General features: G+C 64.5%; 19 protein-coding genes and 1 tRNA gene. 18 read left to right on the forward strand and 2 right to left on the reverse strand.

What is annotated here, in order from left to right; genetic code table 11:
- Positions 1 to 452 precede the first annotated feature (452 nt).
- From IEX25_RS17805 to IEX25_RS17830, 6 genes are all read left to right on the forward strand, one after another.
- Positions 453 to 737, forward strand: a complete 285-nt coding sequence (locus tag IEX25_RS17805; protein WP_158248058.1) for a type II toxin-antitoxin system death-on-curing family toxin — start codon at positions 453 to 455, stop codon at positions 735 to 737.
- Positions 738 to 854: 117 nt separating this feature from the next.
- Complete coding sequence (locus IEX25_RS17810) at positions 855 to 1,148, forward strand: ribbon-helix-helix domain-containing protein (RefSeq protein WP_103174445.1); 294 nt, start codon at positions 855 to 857, stop codon at positions 1,146 to 1,148.
- Between the two features lie 84 nt (positions 1,149 to 1,232).
- On the forward strand, positions 1,233 to 1,628 hold the full coding sequence (locus IEX25_RS17815; RefSeq protein WP_103174446.1) for a VOC family protein: 396 nt from the start codon (positions 1,233 to 1,235) through the stop codon (positions 1,626 to 1,628).
- A gap of 55 nt (positions 1,629 to 1,683) precedes the next feature.
- On the forward strand, positions 1,684 to 2,205 hold the full coding sequence (locus IEX25_RS17820; protein WP_188716913.1) for a gluconate 2-dehydrogenase subunit 3 family protein: 522 nt from the start codon (positions 1,684 to 1,686) through the stop codon (positions 2,203 to 2,205).
- Positions 2,206 to 2,218: 13 nt separating this feature from the next.
- The gene (locus tag IEX25_RS17825) at positions 2,219 to 3,793 is read left to right on the forward strand and encodes a GMC family oxidoreductase (protein ID WP_103174448.1); all 1,575 of its coding nucleotides are present in this window, start codon (positions 2,219 to 2,221) and stop codon (positions 3,791 to 3,793) included.
- A 228-nt stretch (positions 3,794 to 4,021) separates the two neighbouring features.
- A complete protein-coding gene (locus IEX25_RS17830; RefSeq protein ID WP_188716915.1) occupies positions 4,022 to 4,435 on the forward strand; it encodes a GFA family protein in 414 nt (137 codons plus the stop codon).
- 40 nt (positions 4,436 to 4,475) lie between these two features.
- Here IEX25_RS17830 and IEX25_RS17835 read toward each other — a convergent pair whose 3' ends face one another.
- Complete coding sequence (locus IEX25_RS17835; RefSeq protein WP_188716917.1) at positions 4,476 to 4,979, reverse strand: ferritin-like domain-containing protein; 504 nt, start codon at positions 4,977 to 4,979, stop codon at positions 4,476 to 4,478.
- A gap of 146 nt (positions 4,980 to 5,125) precedes the next feature.
- Between IEX25_RS17835 and IEX25_RS17840 the strand changes: the two genes are divergently transcribed.
- Positions 5,126 to 6,979 carry an ABC transporter ATP-binding protein gene (locus IEX25_RS17840; RefSeq protein ID WP_103174451.1) on the forward strand — a complete coding sequence of 618 codons (1,854 nt, stop codon included), beginning with the start codon at positions 5,126 to 5,128 and terminating at the stop codon, positions 6,977 to 6,979.
- A 54-nt stretch (positions 6,980 to 7,033) separates the two neighbouring features.
- Positions 7,034 to 7,109: transfer RNA gene (locus IEX25_RS17845), tRNA-Trp, on the forward strand.
- Between the two features lie 12 nt (positions 7,110 to 7,121).
- On the opposite strand, the gene IEX25_RS17850 is transcribed toward IEX25_RS17845, so the two are convergent.
- Positions 7,122 to 8,258 carry an HPP family protein gene (locus IEX25_RS17850; RefSeq protein ID WP_229665419.1) on the reverse strand — a complete coding sequence of 379 codons (1,137 nt, stop codon included), beginning with the start codon at positions 8,256 to 8,258 and terminating at the stop codon, positions 7,122 to 7,124.
- Between IEX25_RS17850 and IEX25_RS20190 the strand changes: the two genes are divergently transcribed.
- From IEX25_RS20190 to rpoC, 10 genes are all read left to right on the forward strand, one after another.
- A complete protein-coding gene (locus tag IEX25_RS20190; RefSeq protein ID WP_229665420.1) occupies positions 8,229 to 8,786 on the forward strand; it encodes a restriction endonuclease in 558 nt (185 codons plus the stop codon). The two genes, IEX25_RS17850 and IEX25_RS20190, sit on opposite strands and share 30 nt — an antisense overlap.
- A complete protein-coding gene (locus IEX25_RS17860) occupies positions 8,783 to 9,025 on the forward strand; it encodes a hypothetical protein (RefSeq protein ID WP_103174454.1) in 243 nt (80 codons plus the stop codon). The genes IEX25_RS20190 and IEX25_RS17860 overlap by 4 nt, the downstream gene beginning before the upstream one ends.
- Positions 9,026 to 9,046: 21 nt before the next feature.
- Complete coding sequence (secE, locus tag IEX25_RS17865) at positions 9,047 to 9,244, forward strand: preprotein translocase subunit SecE (RefSeq protein WP_103174455.1); 198 nt, start codon at positions 9,047 to 9,049, stop codon at positions 9,242 to 9,244.
- Positions 9,245 to 9,416: 172 nt separating this feature from the next.
- Positions 9,417 to 9,953, forward strand: coding sequence for a transcription termination/antitermination protein NusG (gene nusG, locus IEX25_RS17870; protein ID WP_103174456.1), 537 nt, complete (start codon positions 9,417 to 9,419; stop codon positions 9,951 to 9,953).
- Between the two features lie 74 nt (positions 9,954 to 10,027).
- Positions 10,028 to 10,480: a 50S ribosomal protein L11 gene (gene rplK / locus IEX25_RS17875; RefSeq protein ID WP_103174457.1), complete on the forward strand. Its 453-nt coding sequence runs from the start codon at positions 10,028 to 10,030 to the stop codon at positions 10,478 to 10,480.
- Positions 10,481 to 10,483: 3 nt separating this feature from the next.
- A complete protein-coding gene (gene rplA / locus IEX25_RS17880) occupies positions 10,484 to 11,182 on the forward strand; it encodes a 50S ribosomal protein L1 (protein WP_103174458.1) in 699 nt (232 codons plus the stop codon).
- A gap of 216 nt (positions 11,183 to 11,398) precedes the next feature.
- Positions 11,399 to 11,914: a 50S ribosomal protein L10 gene (gene rplJ, locus IEX25_RS17885; RefSeq protein ID WP_103174459.1), complete on the forward strand. Its 516-nt coding sequence runs from the start codon at positions 11,399 to 11,401 to the stop codon at positions 11,912 to 11,914.
- Between the two features lie 64 nt (positions 11,915 to 11,978).
- Entirely contained in the window at positions 11,979 to 12,353 is a 375-nt protein-coding gene (gene rplL, locus IEX25_RS17890) for a 50S ribosomal protein L7/L12 (RefSeq protein ID WP_103174460.1), read from the forward strand.
- Between the two features lie 231 nt (positions 12,354 to 12,584).
- Positions 12,585 to 16,730, forward strand: coding sequence for a DNA-directed RNA polymerase subunit beta (rpoB, locus tag IEX25_RS17895; protein WP_188716919.1), 4,146 nt, complete (start codon positions 12,585 to 12,587; stop codon positions 16,728 to 16,730).
- A gap of 91 nt (positions 16,731 to 16,821) precedes the next feature.
- A complete protein-coding gene (gene rpoC, locus IEX25_RS17900; RefSeq protein ID WP_103174462.1) occupies positions 16,822 to 21,054 on the forward strand; it encodes a DNA-directed RNA polymerase subunit beta' in 4,233 nt (1,410 codons plus the stop codon).
- The last annotated feature ends 1 nt before the right edge of the window (position 21,055 follow it).

Genomic DNA, 21,055 nt, shown 5'->3' on the forward strand with positions numbered 1-21,055 from the left:
AAGGCGGCCGCACTGTCGGCGCCGGCGTGGTCTCCAAGATCATCAAGTGATCCGAGCCGCATCGCGGTGACAACAAGGCCCGTCCCGAAAGGGGCGGGCTTTTTCTGTAGACTTGAATTGCAGTGCCGCCTGCGCGATCTTGGAGGAAAGGGTTGCAGGGGGAATTATCATGCCGAAAGGGCGGAAAGTCGTCCAGCCCGTGAAGGGAGGTTGGGTCTCAAGGGATGCCACCACTGGTCGTTTCTCTGAGGTGCGAACTGAAAAAGGCAGCGTGAGCAAGATCACCAAAGCCACCTTCTACACGATCCAGGAAAGTTCGCAGCGGCGAAGCGCGGCACTTCAGAGGCTGGCAGATCGCTAGGTCGCATTACCGGGTCACCCTTGCCGATGCCATAGCCGCACATGATGAGGCATTGCGGTATGGCGGCAGGCCAGGGATCAGTAGCCTGCACTTGATCCAATCTGCTTTGGCACGACCATATTCCGGCTATCATCGCAGCATCTCTCGAAAGTCGGCAGCCTTGCTGCAGAGCATGGTTGGAAATCATGGATTCGTGGATGCCAATAAACGTACAGCTTGGCTTCTCGTAGAGCTATTGGTCGCGCGGAGCGGTTTCATGCTTGCAATTCCAGATGATGAACCCATCGATGATCTGGTCGTTGCTACAGCATCTGGCGATTTGTCTTTTGCCGATCTTGTGGATTGGTTCCAAGCACGGATATGGCGGCAAGACTAGGATGGGCCAAACTCGATAGGGTGATTTTCATGTCTGCAAGCGGCTACCCAAAGCTTGCATTGACCCGCCGCCTGCCTTGCCGCAGGATCGCGCTGTTGGAATTGCCGGATCAAGCCCATGTGCCAGATCTTCGCGGGGCAGCACCCCGACCGCTATGAAACCGTCACCCGCCGGCTGCGCCTGAACGGGCAATCGACCTCGATCCGGCTGGAACGGGCGTTCTGGCGCATCCTGGACGACATCGCCGCCCGGCAGGGCGTGACGACCCCCGCCTTCATTTCCAAGCTGCACGCCGAGGTGCTGGAACTGCATGGCGAGGCGCGGAACTTCACCTCGCTTCTGCGCTGCGCCTGCACGATCCACCTGGGCGAGGATCAGCACATCGCCCCCACCGCCATCGCCGCCGAATAAAAGCGGCATTGTAGTAATCCGTTACTACCCGGCCGGATTCGGCCCGTCCTAGACTGGTTCCCAGGAAGACAAGAAGGGAACCCCATGGCGAAATATGTCCATTCCATGATCCGCGTGCTGGACGAGGCGCGCTCGGTCGATTTCTATGACCGCTGCTTTGGGCTGAAGGTCGCCGAGCGCCTGGATTTCCCGGACTTCACGCTGGTCTATCTGGCGAATGGCGAAAGCGAGACGGAACTGGAACTGACCGTCAACAAGGGCAGGACCGAACCCTATGCCCTGGGCGACGGCTATGGGCACATCGCCTTTACCGTGGACGACGTGGATGCCCTGCACGCCCGGCTGGAATCCGAAGGCTTCGCGCCGCGCAAGCTGGTCGATTTCGCCCCCGGCGGCGAGGTGATCGCGCGGTTCTTCTTCATTGCCGATCCCGATGGCTATCAGATCGAGGTGATCCAGCGGGGCGGCCGCTACAAATAGCGTGCCCGAAGGGAAGGGGAGACCCAGGCGCGCAGACAAGGGGGGAGGAGAGAACATGACCCGATTGAACAAGCAGGGGCTGACCCGGCGCGCGCTTCTGTCGCGCGCGGTGGCGGCCGGGGCGCTGGCCGTGGCAGGACCGGGCTTCATCGCGGCACCCGACGCCGCCTGGGCCGTCGAGGTGACGGCGATCAGCGAACACGAGATGGCGACGCTTTTGCAGATGGCGCGCGACATCTATCCCCATGACCGGGTGGGGGACCGGTTCTATGCGGTGGCGATCAAGTCCTATGACGTGACCGAGCAGAAGGACATGGTGGCCGAAGGCATCGCCGCCCTGGACGAGGCCGCGAAGAAGGCCGGTTTCGACAACTACCTTGCCGCCGGGTGGGAAGATGACCGGGTCGCGATCCTCCGGTCGATCCAGGACACGCCCTTCTTCCAGACCATCCGGGGCGGGCTGGTGACGGGCCTTTATAACCAGAAGGATATCTGGCCGATCTTCGGCTATGAGGGCGAGTCCTTCTCGCATGGCGGTTACATCGACCGTGGCTTTGACGACATCGACTGGTTGTAGGGGGACAGCCACCATGGCAACGGCAGCGAAATTCGAACTGACCGACGACAGCGTGGTCGTCATCGTGGGCACCGGCGCGGGCGGCGGGGTGCTGGCCAACGAACTGGCGCAGAAGGGCGTCAAGGTCGTGGCCCTGGAAGCAGGCGGGCGCTACATGCCCGAGGATTACATCAACGACGAATGGGAAAGCTTCGGCCAGCTTGCCTGGACCGACCCGCGTACGACCAGCGGCGACTGGCGCGTGGCCAAGGACTTCAGCGGCTTGCCCGCCTGGATCGTCAAGGCCGTGGGCGGGACAAGCGTCCATTGGGCGGGCGCATCCCTGCGGTTCCAGGACCACGAATGGAAGGCGCTGTCCGCCTATGGCGCGGTCGAGGGGGCAAATCTGCTGGACTGGCCCCTGGACGCGGCCGAGATGGCCCCCTGGTACGACAAGGCCGAGGCCAAGCTGGGCGTGACCGGGGTCGGCGGGCGCGCGCGCCTGCCGGGCAGCAACAACTACAAGGTCTTTGAAAAGGGCGCGCTGGCGCTTGGCTACAAGGACGTCCATACCGGCAACATGGCGATCAACAGCGCCGATTATGACGGCCGGATGGCCTGCCAGCAGACCGGCTTCTGCTTCCAGGGCTGCAAATGGGGCGCCAAGTGGTCCAGCGCCTATACCGACATTCCGCGCGGCGAGGCGACCGGCAACCTCGAGGTGCGCGACCACGCCCATGTCGCGCGCATCCTGCATGACGACAGCGGCAAGGTGACGGGGGTCGAGTATTTCGACAAGGACGGCAACCTGCAGATGCAGAAGGCGCGGGTCGTCGCGGTGGCGGGCAACAGCTTCGAAAGCCCGCGCCTGCTGCTGAATTCGCACAGCAGCATGTTCCCGGACGGCTTGGCCAACAGTTCGGGCCAGGTCGGGCGCAACTACATGCGCCACACCACCGGATCGGTCTATGCCACATTCGAGCAGCCGGTGAAGATGTGGCGCGGCACGACCATGGCGGGCATCATCCGCGACGAGGCCAGGCATGACCCGTCGCGCGGCTTCGTCGGCGGCTATGAGCTTGAGACCCTGTCGCTGGGCCTGCCCTTCATGGCGGCCTTCCTGGATCCGGGCGGCTGGGGGCGCGAATTCACCACCGCGCTTGACAGCTATGCCAACATGGCCGGCATGTGGATCGTGGGCGAGGACATGCCCCAGGCCGAGAACCGCGTCACCCTATCCGAGACCGAGGACAAGTTCGGCCTGAAGGTCGCCAACGTCAACTTCAGCGACCACCCCAACGACATCGCCATGCGCAACCATGCCTACAAGCAGGGGCAGGCGATCTACAAGGCGGTGGGGGCGACGCGGACGCTGCCGACGCCGCCATATCCCTCGACCCACAACCTGGGCACCAACCGCATGTCGGAACGCCCCGAGGATGGCGTGGTGAACCGCAACGGGCGGGCGCATGACGTGCCGAACCTGTTCGTGTCGGATGGCAGCCAGTTCACGACCGGCGCGGCGGAAAACCCGACGCTGACCATCGTGGCCCTGGCGATCCGGCAGGCGGACCACATCGCCAAGGAAATGGCGGCGGGCAACGTCTGATCCCGGCGGCCTCCTGCGGCACCTGACAGGATCTGTCAGGGCCGGTGGCCCATGCTGCCAGGCAGGAGGTTCCGCCATGATCAACCCTGTCCTTATCTCTGGACGCGACCCGACGCGGCTGCTTCATGCTGCCGCGTCCGCCCCCGTCATTTTGACACCCGGTCCCAATGCCGCCTGCATCCTGGAACCGGGCATCGCGCCTGTTTGCTGCAAACGGGGGAAGGGGCGATGAAAACCTATCGCGGAAGCTGTTTCTGCGGCGCGGTCGCCTTTGAGGCGGACGGCGACCTGGCGGATGGGACGATGCGGTGCAACTGCCGCTTTTGCCGGAAGATGCGCTATTGGGAAATGCGGCTGCCCGATGCCGGGGGGCTGCGCGTGCTGCGCGGGCAGGACGCGCTTGCGGAAACGCCGCGAATGCAGGGTGACGGGGTGGACATGCGCCACGTCTTCTGCGGGCGCTGCGGGGCGCGGCTGTGGACGCGGGGCAACCTGGCCGAACTGGGCGGCGCCTTCACGATGGTCTTCGTCCCCGCCCTGGACGATGTCCCCGAGGCGGAACTGATCGCCGCCCCGGTCTTTCATGCGGATGGCGCGCATGACGACTGGTGGAACCAGGCCGCCGAGACGCGGCATCTGTGACGCCTGGTCTGCGACCGCCCCGCGCCCGGACCGGGCCGCCTTATTGCCCGTCCACGGCCGCCTGGTTGACCCCGCCCTCGGCGATGCGGGTCATGTGTTCGTCGCCCTCGCGCGTGCTGTCCAGGCATTCCTGCAGGGCGGCGCCGTCGTCGTCATGGCCCAGGCGGTTCGCGAAGGTCCGCACGCAGCCATAGCCCGCGATGGCGTAATGGGTCAGGCGCTGATACTGGGTGATGATGGCGGCGTCCTGGGTATCCTCGTCGCCGAAATCGGTCTCGATCGCGTGCTTGCGGGCCTCGGCCACCAGGCCCTCCATTCCCCGGCAATGTTCACCGGTGGGGTCGGTATCGTGCCTGCTGCAGATGCTTGCCAGGGTCTCCATCCCGCGGGCGATGCCCTGGTTCCCGGCGATCAGCGCCTCGGACAGTTCGCGCGACTTCGCCACGCGGCCCATTTCCGTGACGATGGCCATGGATTGCTTGCAGGCGGAATAGAGGTCTTTCAACTGGTGCAGGTAAAGATCGTTCAGGTTCTTGATCGCCATGATGCTGTCCTCTCAGGTGGCAGGCCTTTTCACCCTTGCAACGTGCGGCCTGTCGCATCGTTCCAGCGGCCCGCTTGACATGCGGCGCGGATGGGTCCAGCAAACGCACCCTTGCCCGGCCCCCTTCACGACATTCCGGTGACACCATGTTTTCGTGGTTCGAACGACGCATCGACCCTTACCCGACCGAGACCCCGGACATGCCGCCCCGGTCGCTGGTCCGGTTCGTCCTGTATTACAGCCAGGGCGCCATTCCCTGGCTGCTGCTGGTCGGCGTCAGTTCGGCCCTGATCGCCATCATCGAGGTCGTGCTGTTCGGCTGGCTGGGCGAGCTGATCGACCAGTTGGCGCAGGTGCCGCGCGACCAGTTCTGGGCTGCCCAAGGCGGTCGGCTGGTCTTCATGGCCGTGGTTCTGCTGGTGGTGCTGCCCGTTCTGCACCTGCTGGCGTCCCTGGTGCTGTACCAGGGTCTGATGGGCAATTTCCCGCAGCGCATCCGCTGGCGCGCGCATCGTTACCTGCTGCGCCAGTCGGTCGGCTATTTCCAGGACGAATTCGCGGGCCGCATCGCGCAACGGCTGATGCAGACGGCGCTTGCCGTGCGCGAGGTGGCGATGAAGGCCATGGATGTGGGCAGCTATGTTGTGATCTATTTCCTGGGCGCGCTGATCCTCGCGGCCAGCCAGGACTGGCGGCTGGCCTTGCCCTTCCTGGCCTGGGCCGCGGCCTATGGGATCATGCTGTGGCAAATCGTGCCGCGCCTGGGCCGGGTGGCGCAGGAACAAGCGGATGCACGGGCGCAGATGACGGGCCGCGTCGTGGACAGCTATACCAACATCGCCACGGTCAAGCTGTTCTCTCATTCCTCGCGAGAGGAGGGTTGGATGCGCGAGGGGATGGATGCCTTCCTGCGCACCGTTTACGCGCAGATGCGCCTGTCCAGCATCCAGGACATCGCGCTGAACACGATGAACGTGGTCCTGGTCGCCTCGGTCGCGGGGGTAGGGTTGTGGTTGTGGACCAATGGGGTGGTCGAGGTGGGCGCGGTGGCCGTGGCCGTTCCGCTGGCGCTGCGGCTGAACAACATGGCCCATTGGATCATGTGGGAATTCGCCGCCCTGTTCGAAAACATCGGCACGGTCCGCGACGGCATCTCCAGCCTTGCCCTGCCGCGCGAGGTGCGCGACGCCCCCGGCGCGCGGCCCCTGCTGCGCGGACCCGGCGCGGTGACCTTTGACAATGTCACCTTCCGCTATCGCGGGATCGAGGGCGCGCGGCCCATGGCGGTCCTGGACGACCTGACCCTGCATGTCGCGCCGGGCGAACGGGTGGGCCTGGTCGGCCGGTCGGGCGCAGGAAAATCGACGCTGATCAACCTGCTGCTGCGCTTTCACGATATCGAGGGCGGCCGCATCGCCATCGACGGGCAGGATGTGTCGAAGGTCACGCAGGACAGCCTGCGCGCGGCGATCGGCGTGGTGACGCAGGACAGTTCGCTTCTGCACCGGTCCGTGCGCGACAACATCGCCTATGGCCGCCCCGATGCCACCGATGACGAAATCGCCGCCGCCCTGCGCATGGCCGAGGCGCAGGACTTCGTGCCCCTGCTATCGGACAGCCAGGGCCGGCGCGGGCTTGACGCCCATGTCGGCGAACGCGGGGTCAAGCTGTCGGGCGGGCAGCGCCAGCGCATCGCCATTGCCCGCGTCGCGCTGAAGGACGCGCCGATCCTGATCCTGGACGAGGCGACAAGCGCGCTCGACAGCGAGGCCGAGGCCGCGATCCAGTCCCGCCTGGACGTGCTTATGGCGGGCAAGACGGTGATCGCCATCGCCCACCGCCTGTCCACCATCGCCGCCATGGACCGGCTGATCGTGATGGACGGCGGCCGCATCATCGAACAGGGCAGCCATGCCGACCTGCTGGCACGGGGCGGCCTTTACGCGCGCCTGTGGGCGCGGCAGTCGGGCGGCTTCCTGGCGGAGGATGTGGAGGGCTAGGCGCGTTTCCCCGCTTGACGGCACCCGCGCCAGATCCTATCAGACGCTCACTGCAGGGGTTTAGCTCAGTTGGTAGAGCATCGGTCTCCAAAACCGAGGGTCGTGGGTTCGAGTCCCCCAACCCCTGCCAGTCCTTCCGACATCATCGCAGGCTTTCGCGCGCCAACGCCGCGACCAGGTCGGTGCGCGTGACGATGCCGACGATCCGGTCGCCTTCCAGCACCGGGACGGCGTCGGTATCGCTGGACGCCAGGGGCGGCAGCAGCGCGGCGATGGGCGTGTCGGGCCGGGCCGTCGGAAGCCGGTCCCCCATCACGTCGGCGGCGCGCAGGTCGTGTCCGACCCGCGACAGCCGGCCGTCGGGGCGGAAGCGCGCATGGGCGCGGGCGATCAGGTGCAACTGGAAGATCACCCCCAGGTAACGTCCCTCGGGGCCGACCACGGGCAGCGACGTGAAGCCGTGGCGCGAGAACAGGGCCGCGATCTCAAGCATGGGGGTGTCGGGCGCCACCGTGACCAGATCGCGCGACATGATGTCGCCCGCCGTCTGCGCCTTGGTGCGGTGACTGGCGGCCTGCATCTCGGCCGCGGCCAGCAGGCGGGCCAGATCCTCGACCCCCAGGTTCAGCGACTGGTTATAGCGGACCAGGATCCGCGACAGCTCGTCCTCGGTCAGGCCCAGGCGCTCGGGCGGAGGGGGGTCGGCGGTGCCGCTGGGGTTCGGCTCTCCGAACTGGCGGAAGGGATAGCGCCGGCCGGTCGCATGGGCATAGATCACCGCGATCCCCACCAGCAGCGCGGTGCCGACCGCCACGGGCATGAAGGCGAAGCCCAGGCCCAGGGGCGCGATCCGGTCCGCGCCGATGGCGACCGTCATGGCCACCGCGCCCCCCGGCGGATGCGTCGCCCGGCACAGCGCCATCGCCATGATCGCCGTCCCGACCGAAACCGGCACCGCGATCAACGGATCCTCGGCCACGCGGCAGACCAGCAGCGCGACAAGGGCCGACAGGGTGTTTCCCACCACGGCGGGCCAAGGCTGCGCCAAGGGGCTGTTCGGCGCCGCGAAGATCAGGACCGAGGTGGCCCCGAACGGCGCGATCAGATAGATCCCCAGCCACAGGTCCGGTGCGATGGTGAAGGCCAGCCCCGCGGCAGCCGCCAGCCCGATCAGCGCGCCGATGCCCGCGCGCAGCGCCTCGGTCGCGGGAACGGCGGCCGTGGACGGGCCAAGCGCGCGAAGGCGGGAATGTCCCGCCCGGTCAACAAGGATCCGCAACTCTGGCCCCTTCCTTCTGCCGCACCGAGCCATAGGAACAAGGCGCGACGCCTGCAAGGCATGGGTGCGGCTAATGCGACCTTCAGGGGCGGCCCCGGCGGCTTGCGGCGGGTGGGCATTGCGTTGCGCATGAAGGAAATGGATGCGGAAGGATGGATATACTTCCCGAAACGCATCAACAGACGGATGCGGCGAAAAAGATACTTCGTCGCCTACACCGTCCACGGTACGCCGCAGGATCTGACCCTGGTCCAAGGCATGTTCGCCCGCGATGACGCCACCAAGAAGGAATTCGAGAAATGGGCCGTCAGCCGGATCGACGCGCAGGCTTGGCCGACAGGCAAGAAGAGCGCTGACGGCGGCATCGACGGTCGGCTGCCCTTCGGCAAGACGAACGTGGCCCTTGTCAGCGTCGAGGGCGGCAAGGACTGGCAGCGCAACCACATCGACCAACTCCGCGCCGTGATCGACCGCGAAAAGGCCGACATCGGCGTCTTCCTCACCCTGCATGAACCGATCGCCCCATGAAGGCCGACGCGGCGGGTGCGGGGCAGTCCGCGCTTGACGGCTTCGATCCCGTGCCGCGCATCCAGATCGTCACGGTCGAGAAGGCGATGACCTTGCGCGAACGTGCGGTGAAGATCCCGCTGGCCGGCACCGATGTCTTCCGCAAGCCCGCGCGAGAGGTGGATGCGGCCCGGCAGTTCGGGCCGGATCTGCAAGGCAGGCTTGAATCGGAACCCGGTCGCGGCTACATGGGCCACTGATTTCCGCGAAGGAGCCTGCCCGTGGCCACCAATCCCGTCCAGTTCATCAACCAGGTCCGCGCCGAGGCCGCCAAGATCACCTGGCCCACCCGGCGCGAGGTGGTCACGACGACCATCATGGTGCTGATCCTGGCCGCGATCTTCAGCATCTTCTTCTCGCTGGTGGACCTGGCGATCCGCTTCGGGATCACCGAAGGGCTGCGGCTGATCAGCAACTGATCGGGCTTGCATTTTCCGGCCAAGGGGGGTATCTGCCCCGAACTGTCCGGCAAGACGGCGTGCATCGAATGGGGTTGCGCGCCGCTTTCAATTTGGCGGAAGCAATGGAATTCAAGGGTTTGCCGGGGCCGTCCAGGTGATTCCCTTCTGACGAACAGGGGTTTGATCGAACATGGCAAAGCGTTGGTATTCGGTCAGCGTCCTGTCGAACTTCGAAAAGAAGGTCGCCGATGCGATCCGCCAGGCCGTCGCTGAAAAGGGCTTGGAGGAGCAGATCGACGAGGTTCTGGTCCCGACGGAGGAAGTGATCGAAATCCGCCGCGGCAAGAAGGTCACGTCCGAACGCCGCTTCATGCCCGGCTATGTGCTGGTCCACATGGAGATGTCGGACCGCACCTATCACCTGGTGAACTCGATCAACCGGGTCACGGGCTTCCTGGGCGCGCAGGGCAAGCCCCAGCCGATGCGCGACGACGAAGTGAACGCGATGCTGAACCGCAGCGGAACGGGCGAGGCTGCGGCCCCGCGCAACCTGATCCGCTTCGAGATCGGCGAAAAGGTCAACGTGACCGACGGGCCGTTCGACGGCTTCTCGGGCATGGTCGAGGAGGTGGACGAGATATCGTCCCGCCTGAAGGTCACGGTGTCGATCTTTGGCCGGCCCACGCCGGTCGAACTGGAATTCACGCAGGTGTCGAAAGCCTCGTGATCGTCTGCGGGAGGCTGGATGCCGCACCGCTAAGTCGGCCTGCACCGCAGGCGTGATGAAAAGGAGAAGGCCCTATGGCCAAGAAAGTTGTCGGCAGCCTCAAGCTGCAAATCAAGGCGGGCCAAGCCAACCCGTCGCCCCCCGTCGGCCCGGCCCTGGGTCAGCGCGGCATCAACATCATGGCGTTCTGCAAGGAATTCAACGCCAAGACCCAGGAAATGGAACAGGGCGCCCCCGTTCCCGTCGTGATCACCTATTACGCCGACAAGTCGTTCAGCTTCGAAACGAAGACGCCCCCCGCGTCCTTCCTGCTGAAGAAGGCCGCTGGCCTGAAGCCGGTCGGCAAGCGCAACCGCGCCAAGGGTTCGGACAAGCCGGGCCGTGCGGTCGCCGGCACCGTGACCGTCAAGCAGGTGCGCGAGATCGCCGAAGCCAAGATGAAGGACCTATCGGCCAATGACGTCGATCAGGCGATGAAGATCATCCTCGGCTCGGCCAAGTCGATCGGTATCGAGGTGAAAGGCTAAGCCATGGCGAAGATTTCCAAGAAAAAAGCCGCCGCCCGTGCCCAGTTTGAAGGCAAGGTCAACCTGACGGTCGAGGACGCGATCACCCTGGTCAAGGGCGCCGCGTCCGCCAAGTTCGACGAAACGGTCGAGATCGCGCTGAACCTGGGCGTCGATCCGCGCCACGCCGACCAGATGGTCCGCGGCGTCGTGACGCTGCCCGCCGGCACCGGCAAGGACGTCCGCGTCGCCGTCTTCGCCCGCGGTCCCAAGGCTGACGAAGCCAAGGCCGCCGGTGCTGACATCGTCGGCGCCGAGGACCTGATGGAGACGATCCAGTCCGGCAAGATCGAGTTCGACCGCTGCATCGCGACGCCGGACATGATGCCGCTGGTCGGCCGCCTGGGCAAGATCCTCGGCCCCCGCAACCTGATGCCGAACCCCAAGGTCGGCACCGTGACGGTTGACGTGAAGGCCGCCGTGGAAGCCGCCAAGGGCGGCGAGGTCCAGTTCAAGGCCGAAAAGGCGGGCGTCGTCCATGCCGGCATCGGCAAGGTGTCCTTCGACAACGACAAGCTGGCCCAGAACCTGCGCGCCTTCGTGGACGCGGTCAGCCGGGCCAAGCCCTCGGGCGCGAAAGGGACCTACATGAAGAAGGTCTCGATCAGCTCGACCATGGGGCCGGGCGTGTCGGTGGACGTGGCCTCGGCGACGGCCAACTGAGAATTGCCAGCCTGCGGGCTGGGAATGGCGGGGCGAAAGCCGCCCCGTCCTGTCCGAGACGGAGGGTGCCGGGGTAACCTGGCTTAATGTCCTTCCTGAGATGGGGAAGCATTTTTCCGAAGGATTCCTTCGGGTGATCTTGCCCTAGCGGACCCGACCTGCCTTCGGGCAGGAAAAGTGAGAGCCGGGGGGAAACCCCCAACTTGGAGTGAAACCGTGGATAGAGCACAAAAAGAACAGGTGGTCGAAGAACTCGGCCAGATCTTTGAAAGCTCTGGCGTCGTGGTGGTTGCCCACTACGAGGGGATGACGGTTGCACATATGCAGGACCTCCGCGCGCGCATGCGCGAAGCGGGTGGTTCGGTTCGCGTTGCCAAGAACAAGCTCGCCAAGATCGCCCTGGAAGGTAAGCCTTGCGCAAGCATCGCCGACTACCTGACGGGCATGACCGTGATCACCTATTCGGAGGATCCGACCGCTGCCGCGCGGATCGCCGACAAGTATGCCAAGGACAACGATCGTTTCGTGATCCTGGGCGGTGCTATGGGTGACTCGGCCCTGGATCCGGCCGGTGTGAAAGCCGTCGCCTCGATGCCGTCGCGTGAAGAGCTGATCGCTCAGATCGTGTCCTGCCTCGGTGCGCCTGCCTCGAACATCGCCGGTGCCATTGGCGCGCCTGCAAGCAACATCGCGAGCATCCTCACGACCCTCGAGGAACGTGAGGCTGCGTAAGCAACCCTCTCCCTGCGTGTGGTTGAAAACCCGACGTTGGAACACTAACTGAAAGAACGGAAAAATGGCTGATCTGAAACAACTCGCCGAACAAATCGTTGGCCTGACCCTGCTGCAGGCTCAGGAACTGAAAACCATCCTGAAGGACGAATACGGCATCGAGCCGGCTGCCGGTGGCGCCGTCATGATGGCTGGCCCGGCCGCTGGCCCGGCTGAAGCCGCCGAAGAGAAGACCGAATTCGACGTCGTCCTGGTCGACGCCGGCGCCAACAAGATCAACGTGATCAAGGAAGTGCGCGGCATCACCGGCCTGGGCCTGAAAGAAGCCAAGGACCTGGTGGAAGCCGGTGGCAAGGTGAAGGAAGGCGCTTCCAAAGCCGACGCCGAGGAAATGAAGAAGAAGCTCGAAGCGGCTGGCGCCAAGGTCGAGCTGAAGTAATCGGCCTTTCTGGCTGATCGGAAAAGGGCAGGGTCCGGGATTTCCCGGTCCCTGCCGAACCTGTCTTGAAGGGCGGTCTGGGTCAGACATTCCTTCAGGGCATGTTCAAGGTTCGGGAGCCGGGCGGTGGGACGCACGGCACGAATGGAACCTTACCCCCTGCATTCGTAGGCCCGTGTCCTGGGTGCCCCGACCAGGACCGCGCGCGAAGACGAAAGGTGACAAGACCCCATGGCGCAATCCTATGTCGGCCAGAAGCGTATCCGGCGCTATTACGGCAACATCCGCGAAGTGCTGGAGATGCCGAACCTGATCGAGGTTCAGAAATCCTCCTACGACCTGTTCCTGAACTCGGGTGAGGGCACCGGCCATCACGACGGCGAAGGCATCCAGGGCGTTTTCCAGTCGGTCTTCCCGATCAAGGATTTCAACGAGACCGCGACGCTGGAATTCGTGAAGTACGAATTGGAACGGCCGAAATACGACGTGGACGAATGCCAGCAGCGCGACATGACCTATGCCGCGCCGCTGAAGGTGACGCTGCGCCTGATCGTGTTCGATGTCGATGAAAACACCGGCGGAAAATCGGTCAAGGACATCAAGGAACAGGACGTCTTCATGGGCGACATGCCCTTGATGACCCAGAATGGCACGTTCATCGTGAACGGGACCGAGCGCGTGGTCGTGTCCCAGATGCACCGCAGCCCCGGCGTGTTCTTCGACCACGACCGCGGCAAGACCCATTCCTCGGGCAAGCTGCTGTTCGCCTGCCGGATCATTCCCTATCGCGGGTCGTGGCTGGACTTCGAATTCGACGCCAAGGACCTGGTCTTCGCGCGCATCGACCGCCGCCGCAAGCTGCCCGTGACGACGCTGCTCTATGCCTTGGGCATGGACCAGGAAGGCATCATGGACGCCTTCTATGAAACCGTGGACTATACCCTGCGCCGCGAGGGCCGGTCGCAGGGCTGGGTCACGCGCTTCTTCCCCGAACGCGTGCGCGGCACCCGTCCGTCCTATGACCTGGTCAACGCCGACACCGGCGAGGTCATCACCAAGGCCGGCGACAAGGTCACACCGCGCCTGGTCAAGAAACTGCAGGAATCCGGCGATGCGCTGAACCTGCTGGTTCCGTTCGAACGCATCATCGGCCGCTTCGTCGCCAAGGACATCGTCAACGACACCACCGGCTTCATCTATGCCGAGGCGGGTGACGAGATCACGGCCGAATACAACCGCGACGGCGACCTGAATGGCGGTCTGCTCAAGGTGCTGCTGGACAATGGCATCACCGAGATCCCGGTGCTGGACATCGACCATGTCAATGTCGGTCCCTATATCCGCAACACCATGGCCGCCGACAAGAACATGAGCCGCGAAGGCGCGCTGATGGACATCTATCGCGTCATGCGCCCGGGCGAGCCGCCCACCGTCGAAGCCGCGCAGACGCTGTTCAACAGCCTGTTCTTCGACAGCGAACGCTATGACCTGTCCGCCGTGGGCCGGGTCAAGATGAACATGCGCCTGGATCTGGACGCGCCGGACACCCAGCGGACCCTGCGCCCCGAAGATATCGTGGCCTGCGTTCGCGGCCTCGTGGAACTGCGCGACGGCAAGGGCGAGATCGACGACATCGACCATCTCGGCAACCGCCGGGTCCGTTCGGTGGGCGAGCTGATGGAGAACCAGTACCGTGTCGGCCTGCTGCGCATGGAGCGTGCCATCCGCGAGCGCATGTCGGGCGTCGAGATCGACACCGTCATGCCGCAGGACCTGATCAACGCGAAACCGGCGGCGGCGGCGGTTCGTGAATTCTTCGGCAGCAGCCAGCTGTCGCAGTTCATGGACCAGACCAACCCCTTGTCCGAAGTGACGCACAAGCGTCGCCTGTCGGCCCTCGGGCCGGGCGGTCTGACGCGCGAACGCGCGGGCTTCGAGGTGCGCGACGTTCACCCGACCCATTACGGCCGGATGTGCCCGATCGAGACGCCGGAAGGCCAGAACATCGGCCTGATCAACAGCCTTGCGACCTTCGCCCGCGTCAACAAGTACGGCTTCATCGAGACGCCCTACCGCAAGGTGATCGACGGTCAGGTGACCGACGAGGTCGTGTACATGTCCGCGACCGAGGAGATGCGTCACACGGTGGCCCAGGCCAACGCGACGCTGGACGCCGACGGTCGGTTCGTCGATGAACTGATCTCGACTCGCCAGGCGGGCGACTTCACGCTGAACCCGGTCGATGCGATCGACCTGATCGACGTGTCGCCCAAGCAGCTTGTGTCGGTCGCCGCCGCGCTGATTCCGTTCCTGGAAAACGACGACGCCAACCGCGCGCTGATGGGTTCCAACATGCAGCGTCAGGCGGTTCCGCTGCTGCGGGCCGAGGCGCCGTTCGTCGGCACCGGCATGGAAGCGACCGTTGCCCGCGACTCGGGTGCCGCCATCATGGCACGCCGGGGCGGCGTCATCGACCAGGTCGATGCGCAGCGTATCGTCGTGCGCGCGACCGAAGGTCTGGGTGCGGGCGACGCGGGCGTGGACATCTATCGCCTGCGCAAGTTCAAGCGTTCGAACCAGTCCTCGACCATCAACCAGCGTCCGCTGGTCAAGGTGGGCGAAAAGGTCGTGGGCGGCCAGGTCATCGCTGACGGTCCCTCGACCGACCAGGGCGAACTGGCGATCGGCCGCAACGTGGTCGTGGCCTTCATGCCCTGGAACGGCTACAACTACGAGGACTCGATCCTGATCTCCGAGCGGATCCACCGCGACGACGTGTTCACCTCGATCCATATCGACGAATACGAAGTGGCGGCCCGTGACACGAAGCTGGGGCCGGAAGAAATCACCCGCGACATCCCCAACGTCGGCGAGGAAGCCCTGCGCAACCTCGACGAGGCCGGCATCGTCTATATCGGCGCCGAGGTCGGGCCGGGCGACATTTTGGTGGGCAAGATCACCCCCAAGGGCGAAAGCCCGATGACGCCGGAAGAAAAGCTTCTGCGCGCCATTTTCGGCGAAAAGGCGTCCGACGTGCGCGACACGTCCCTGCGCCTGCCGCCGGGAGCTTACGGGACCATCGTGGAAGTCCGCGTCTTCAACCGTCACGGTGTGGATAAGGACGAACGCGCCCTGCAGATCGAGCGCGAGGAAGTCGAGCGTCTGGCCCGCGACCGGGACGACGAACAGGCGATCCTGGACCGCAACATCTATGCGCGCCTGAAGTCGCTGATCCTGGGCAAGACCGCCGTGAAGGGGCCGAAAGGTGTCAAGGCGAATTCCGAGATCAACGAGGATCTGCTGGGCACGCTGTCGCGCGGCCAGTGGTGGCAGCTTGCCGTCAGCGAGGAAGACACCGCCAAGGAAGTCGAGGCGCTGAACCATCAGTATGACGCCCAGAAGAAGGCCCTCGAGGCCCGCTTCGAGGACAAGGTCGAGAAGGTCCGTCAGGGCGACGACCTGCCGCCGGGCGTGATGAAGATGGTCAAGGTCTTTGTCGCCGTGAAGCGCAAGCTGCAGGCGGGCGACAAGATGGCCGGCCGCCACGGCAACAAGGGCGTCGTGTCCAAGGTCGTCCCGATCGAGGACATGCCGTTCCTGGCGGACGGCACCCCGGTCGATCTGGTTCTGAACCCGCTGGGCGTGCCGTCGCGCATGAATGTCGGCCAGATCCTGGAAACCCACATGGGTTGGGCATCGCGCGGTCTTGGCATCAAGATCGACGAGGCTCTCGAGGACTATCGCCGCAACGGCGATCTGACCCCGGTTCGGGAAGCCATGAAGATCGGCTATGGCGACGACATGTATGCCGAGACCTTCGAGGGCATGGATGACGATCTGCTGGTCGAACACGCCAACACGGTCCGCACCGGCGTTCCGATCGCCACGCCCGTCTTCGACGGCGCGAAAGAGGCGGACGTGAACGACGCGCTGACGCGCGCGGGCTTTGACACCTCGGGTCAGTCCGTGGTCTTCGACGGCCGCACGGGCGAGCAGTTCTCGCGCAAGGTGACGGTGGGCATGAAGTATGTCCTGAAGCTGCACCACCTTGTCGATGACAAGATGCACGCGCGTTCGACCGGGCCGTACAGCCTCGTCACGCAGCAGCCGCTGGGTGGCAAGGCGCAGTTCGGTGGCCAGCGTCTGGGTGAGATGGAGGTCTGGGCGCTGGAAGCCTATGGCGCCGCCTATACCCTGCAGGAGATGCTGACGGTCAAGTCGGACGACGTCGCGGGCCGGACCAAGGTCTATGAGTCGATCGTCAAGGGCGACGACAACTTCGAGGCCGGCGTGCCGGAGTCGTTCAACGTGCTGGTCAAGGAGGTCCGGGGTCTGGGCCTCAACATGGAACTCCTGGATGCGGAGGAGGACGAGTAACGGTGCGTGCAAGCACGCACCCTACCATGCCGTAGGGTGCGTGATCCTCACGCACCGTCTCTCCCCCGCGCCCTTTCATTAGGAAAAAAGAATGAACCAGGAACTTGCCACCAATCCCCTGAACCCGCTGGCCCCGCCGCGGCAGTTCGATGAAATCAAGATCTCGCTGGCCTCGCCCGAGGAAATCCTCGCCTGGTCCTATGGCGAGGTGAAGAAGCCCGAGACGATCAACTATCGCACGTTCAAGCCGGAACGTGACGGTCTGTTCTGCGCGCGCATCTTCGGTCCGATCAAGGACTATGAATGCCTTTGCGGCAAGTACAAGCGCATGAAGTATCGCGGCCTCGTCTGCGAGAAATGCGGCGTGGAAGTCACGCTGCAGAAGGTCCGGCGCGAGCGCATGGGCCATATCGAACTGGCCGCCCCGGTGGCGCATATCTGGTTCCTGAAGTCGCTGCCGTCCCGCATCGGCCTGATGCTGGACATGACGCTGCGCGATCTGGAACGGATCCTGTATTTCGAGAACTATGTCGTCATCGAGCCGGGCCTGACCGACCTGACCTATGGCCAGTTGCTGACCGAGGAAGAATTCCTCGACGCGCAGGACAACTATGGCGCCGACGCCTTCCAGGCGGATATCGGGGCCGAGGCGATCCGTGCGATGCTGGCGAACATCGACCTGCAGGCGACCGCCGACCAATTGCGCGAGGACCTCAAGGAGGCCACGGGCGAGCTCAAGCCCAAGAAGATCATCAAGCGCCTGAAGATCGTCGAAAGCTTCCTGGAATCCGGCAACCGCCCGGAATGGATGGTGCTGACCGTGATCCCGGTCATTCCGCCGGAACTGCGTCCGCTGGTTCCGCTGGATGGCGGCCGCTTCGCGACCTCGGACCTGAACGACCTGTATCGTCGCGTCATCAACCGCAACAACCGCCTGAAGCGCCTGATCGAGCTTCGCGCGCCCGACATCATCGTGCGCAACGAAAAGCGAATGCTGCAGGAATCGGTCGATGCGCTGTTCGACAACGGCCGTCGCGGCCGCGTCATCACCGGGAACAACCGTCGCCCGCTGAAGTCGCTGTCCGACATGCTGAAGGGCAAGCAGGGCCGCTTCCGCCAGAACCTTCTGGGCAAGCGCGTGGACTTCTCGGGCCGCTCGGTCATCGTGACGGGTCCAGAACTGAAGCTGCACCAGTGCGGCCTTCCCAAGAAGATGGCCTTGGAACTGTTCAAGCCGTTCATCTATTCGCGGCTTGAGGCGAAGGGGCTTTCCAGCACCGTCAAGCAGGCGAAGAAGCTGGTCGAGAAAGAGCGTCCCGAGGTCTGGGACATCCTCGACGAGGTGATCCGCGAGCATCCGGTTCTGCTGAACCGCGCGCCCACGCTGCACCGTCTGGGCATCCAGGCTTTCGAGCCGATCCTGATCGAGGGCAAGGCCATCCAGCTTCACCCGCTGGTCTGTTCTGCCTTCAACGCCGACTTCGACGGCGACCAGATGGCCGTGCATGTTCCGCTGTCGCTGGAAGCGCAACTGGAAGCGCGCGTGCTGATGATGTCCACGAACAACGTGCTGTCGCCCGCCAACGGCGCGCCGATCATCGTGCCGTCGCAGGACATGGTTCTGGGCCTGTATTACGTCTCGATGCAGCGCGATGGCATGAAGGGCGAAGGCATGGCCTTTGCCAACGTGAACGAGGTCGAGCACGCCCTTGCCGCAGGCGAGGTGCATCTTCATGCCAAGATCACGGCCCGCATCAAGCAGATCGACGAGAACGGCAACGAGGTCGTCAAGCGCTATGAAACCACGCCAGGCCGAGTCCGGCTGGGCGCGCTCTTGCCGATGAACGCCAAGGCGCCCTTCGAACTGGTCAACCGCCTGCTGCGCAAGAAGGACGTGCAGCACGTCATCGACACCGTCTACCGCTACTGCGGCCAGAAGGAATCGGTGATCTTCTGCGACCAGATCATGGGCCTGGGCTTCCGCGAGGCCTTCCGTGCCGGCATCAGCTTCGGCAAGGACGACATGGTGGTGCCCGACAACAAGTGGACCATCGTCGAGGAAGTCCAGGAGCAGGTGAAGGAGTTCGAGCAGCAGTATCTCGACGGCCTGATCACCCAGGGCGAGAAGTACAACAAGGTCGTCGATGCCTGGTCGAAGTGCAACGACCGCGTCACCGACGCCATGATGTCCACCATCTCGGCCACCAAGAAGGACGAGACGGGCGCCGAGATGGAGCCGAACTCGGTCTATATGATGGCGCATTCGGGTGCGCGGGGTTCGACCAACCAGATGAAGCAGCTGGGCGGGATGCGCGGGCTGATGGCCAAGCCTTCGGGCGAGATCATCGAGACGCCGATTATCTCGAACTTCAAGGAAGGCCTGACCGTTCTTGAATACTTCAACTCGACCCACGGCGCCCGGAAGGGTCTGTCGGATACCGCGTTGAAGACCGCGAACTCGGGCTATCTGACCCGTCGTCTGGTTGACGTGGCGCAGGACTGCATAATCCGCGAACACGACTGCGGCACCGAGCAGGCGATCACGGCATCCGCCGCCGTGAACGACGGCGAGGTCATCAGCCCGCTGTCCGAACGCGTGCTGGGCCGCACCGCGGCCGAGGACGTGCTGGTTCCGGGCGAGGACGAGATCATCGTCCGCGCGAACGAGGTGATCGACGAACGCAAGGCCGACGCCATCGAGGCGGCGGGCGTGCAGACCGTGCGCATCCGTTCGGCCCTGACCTGCGAATCCGAGGATGGGGTCTGCGCGCTGTGCTATGGCCGCGACCTGGCCCGCGGCACGCTGGTCAACATCGGCGAGGCTGTCGGCATCATCGCCGCGCAGTCGATCGGCGAACCGGGCACCCAGCTGACGATGCGGACCTTCCACATCGGCGGCATTGCCCAGGGTGGTCAGCAGTCGTTCCAGGCCGCCTCGCACGAGGGCACGGTCCAGTTCCGCAACGAAAACATCCTGGCCAACGCCAATGGCGAACAGGTCGTGATGTCGCGCAACATGCAGTTGCTGATCCTGGACGACCAGGGGCAGGAGCGCGCCAGCCACAAGCTGTTCTACGGCTCGAAGCTGTTCGTGAAGGAAGGCGAGCGTGTCATCCGCGGCGCCAAGCTGTTCGAATGGGATCCCTATACCCTGCCGATCATCGCCGAAAAGGCGGGCATCACGAAGTTCGTCGACCTTCTCTCGGGGATTTCGGTCCGCGACGAGACGGACGACGCGACCGGCATGACGCAGAAGATCGTGACCGATTGGCGTTCCGCGCCGAAAGGCAACGACCTGAAGCCCGAGATCATCATCATGGATGAGAACGGCGAACCGGTGCGCAACGAACAGGGCAACCCGATCAGCTATCCGATGTCGGTGGACGCGATCCTGTCGGTCGAGGACCAGCAGGAAATCCGCGCGGGCGACGTGGTGGCGCGTATTCCGCGGGAAGGCGCACGGACCAAGGACATCACCGGGGGTCTTCCCCGCGTGGCCGAACTGTTCGAGGCCCGTCGTCCCAAGGACCACGCGATCATCGCCGAGATCGACGGCTATGTCCGCTTCGGCAAGGACTACAAGAACAAGCGCCGCATCACCATCGAGCCGTCGGAAGACGGGGTGGATGCCGTCGAATACATGGTGCCGAAAGGCAAGCACATCCCGGTGCAGGAAGGCGACTTCGTGCAGAAGGGCGACTATATCATGGACGGCAACCCGGCCCCGCACGACATCCTGCGGATCATGGGGATCGAGGCGCTTGCGGACTATCTGATCGACGAGGTGCAGGACGTCTATCGACTGCAGGGTGTGAAGATCAACGACAAGCACATCGAGGTGATCGTTCGCCAGATGCTGCAGAAGATCGAGATCACCGACAGCGGCGACACCACCCTTCTGAAGGGCGAGCATGTCGAGCGCGACGAGTTCGAGGAAGAGAACGCCAAGATCGAAGCCAAGGGTGGCCGCCCGGCCACCGGGGAACCTGTGCTGCTGGGCATCACCAAGGCCAGCCTGCAGACCCGCAGCTTCATCTCGGCCGCATCGTTCCAGGAAACGACCCGCGTGCTGACCGAAGCCGCCGTTCAGGGCAAGCGCGACAAGCTGCTTGGCCTGAAGGAGAACGTCATCGTCGGCCGGCTGATCCCGGCGGGCACGGGCGGGGCCACCGCCCGCATCCGCCGCATCGCGACCGAGCGCGACAACGAGGTGATCGAAGCCCGCCGGGCCGAGGCCGAGTCTGCCGCCGCCCTGATCGCGCCGGCCTTCGAGGACAGCGGATCGGACGTGATGGCCGATCTGCCCGAGAACCGCGACGAGTGAT

This window comes from Paracoccus acridae, assembly GCF_014642735.1.
Classification (GTDB): domain Bacteria; phylum Pseudomonadota; class Alphaproteobacteria; order Rhodobacterales; family Rhodobacteraceae; genus Paracoccus; species Paracoccus acridae.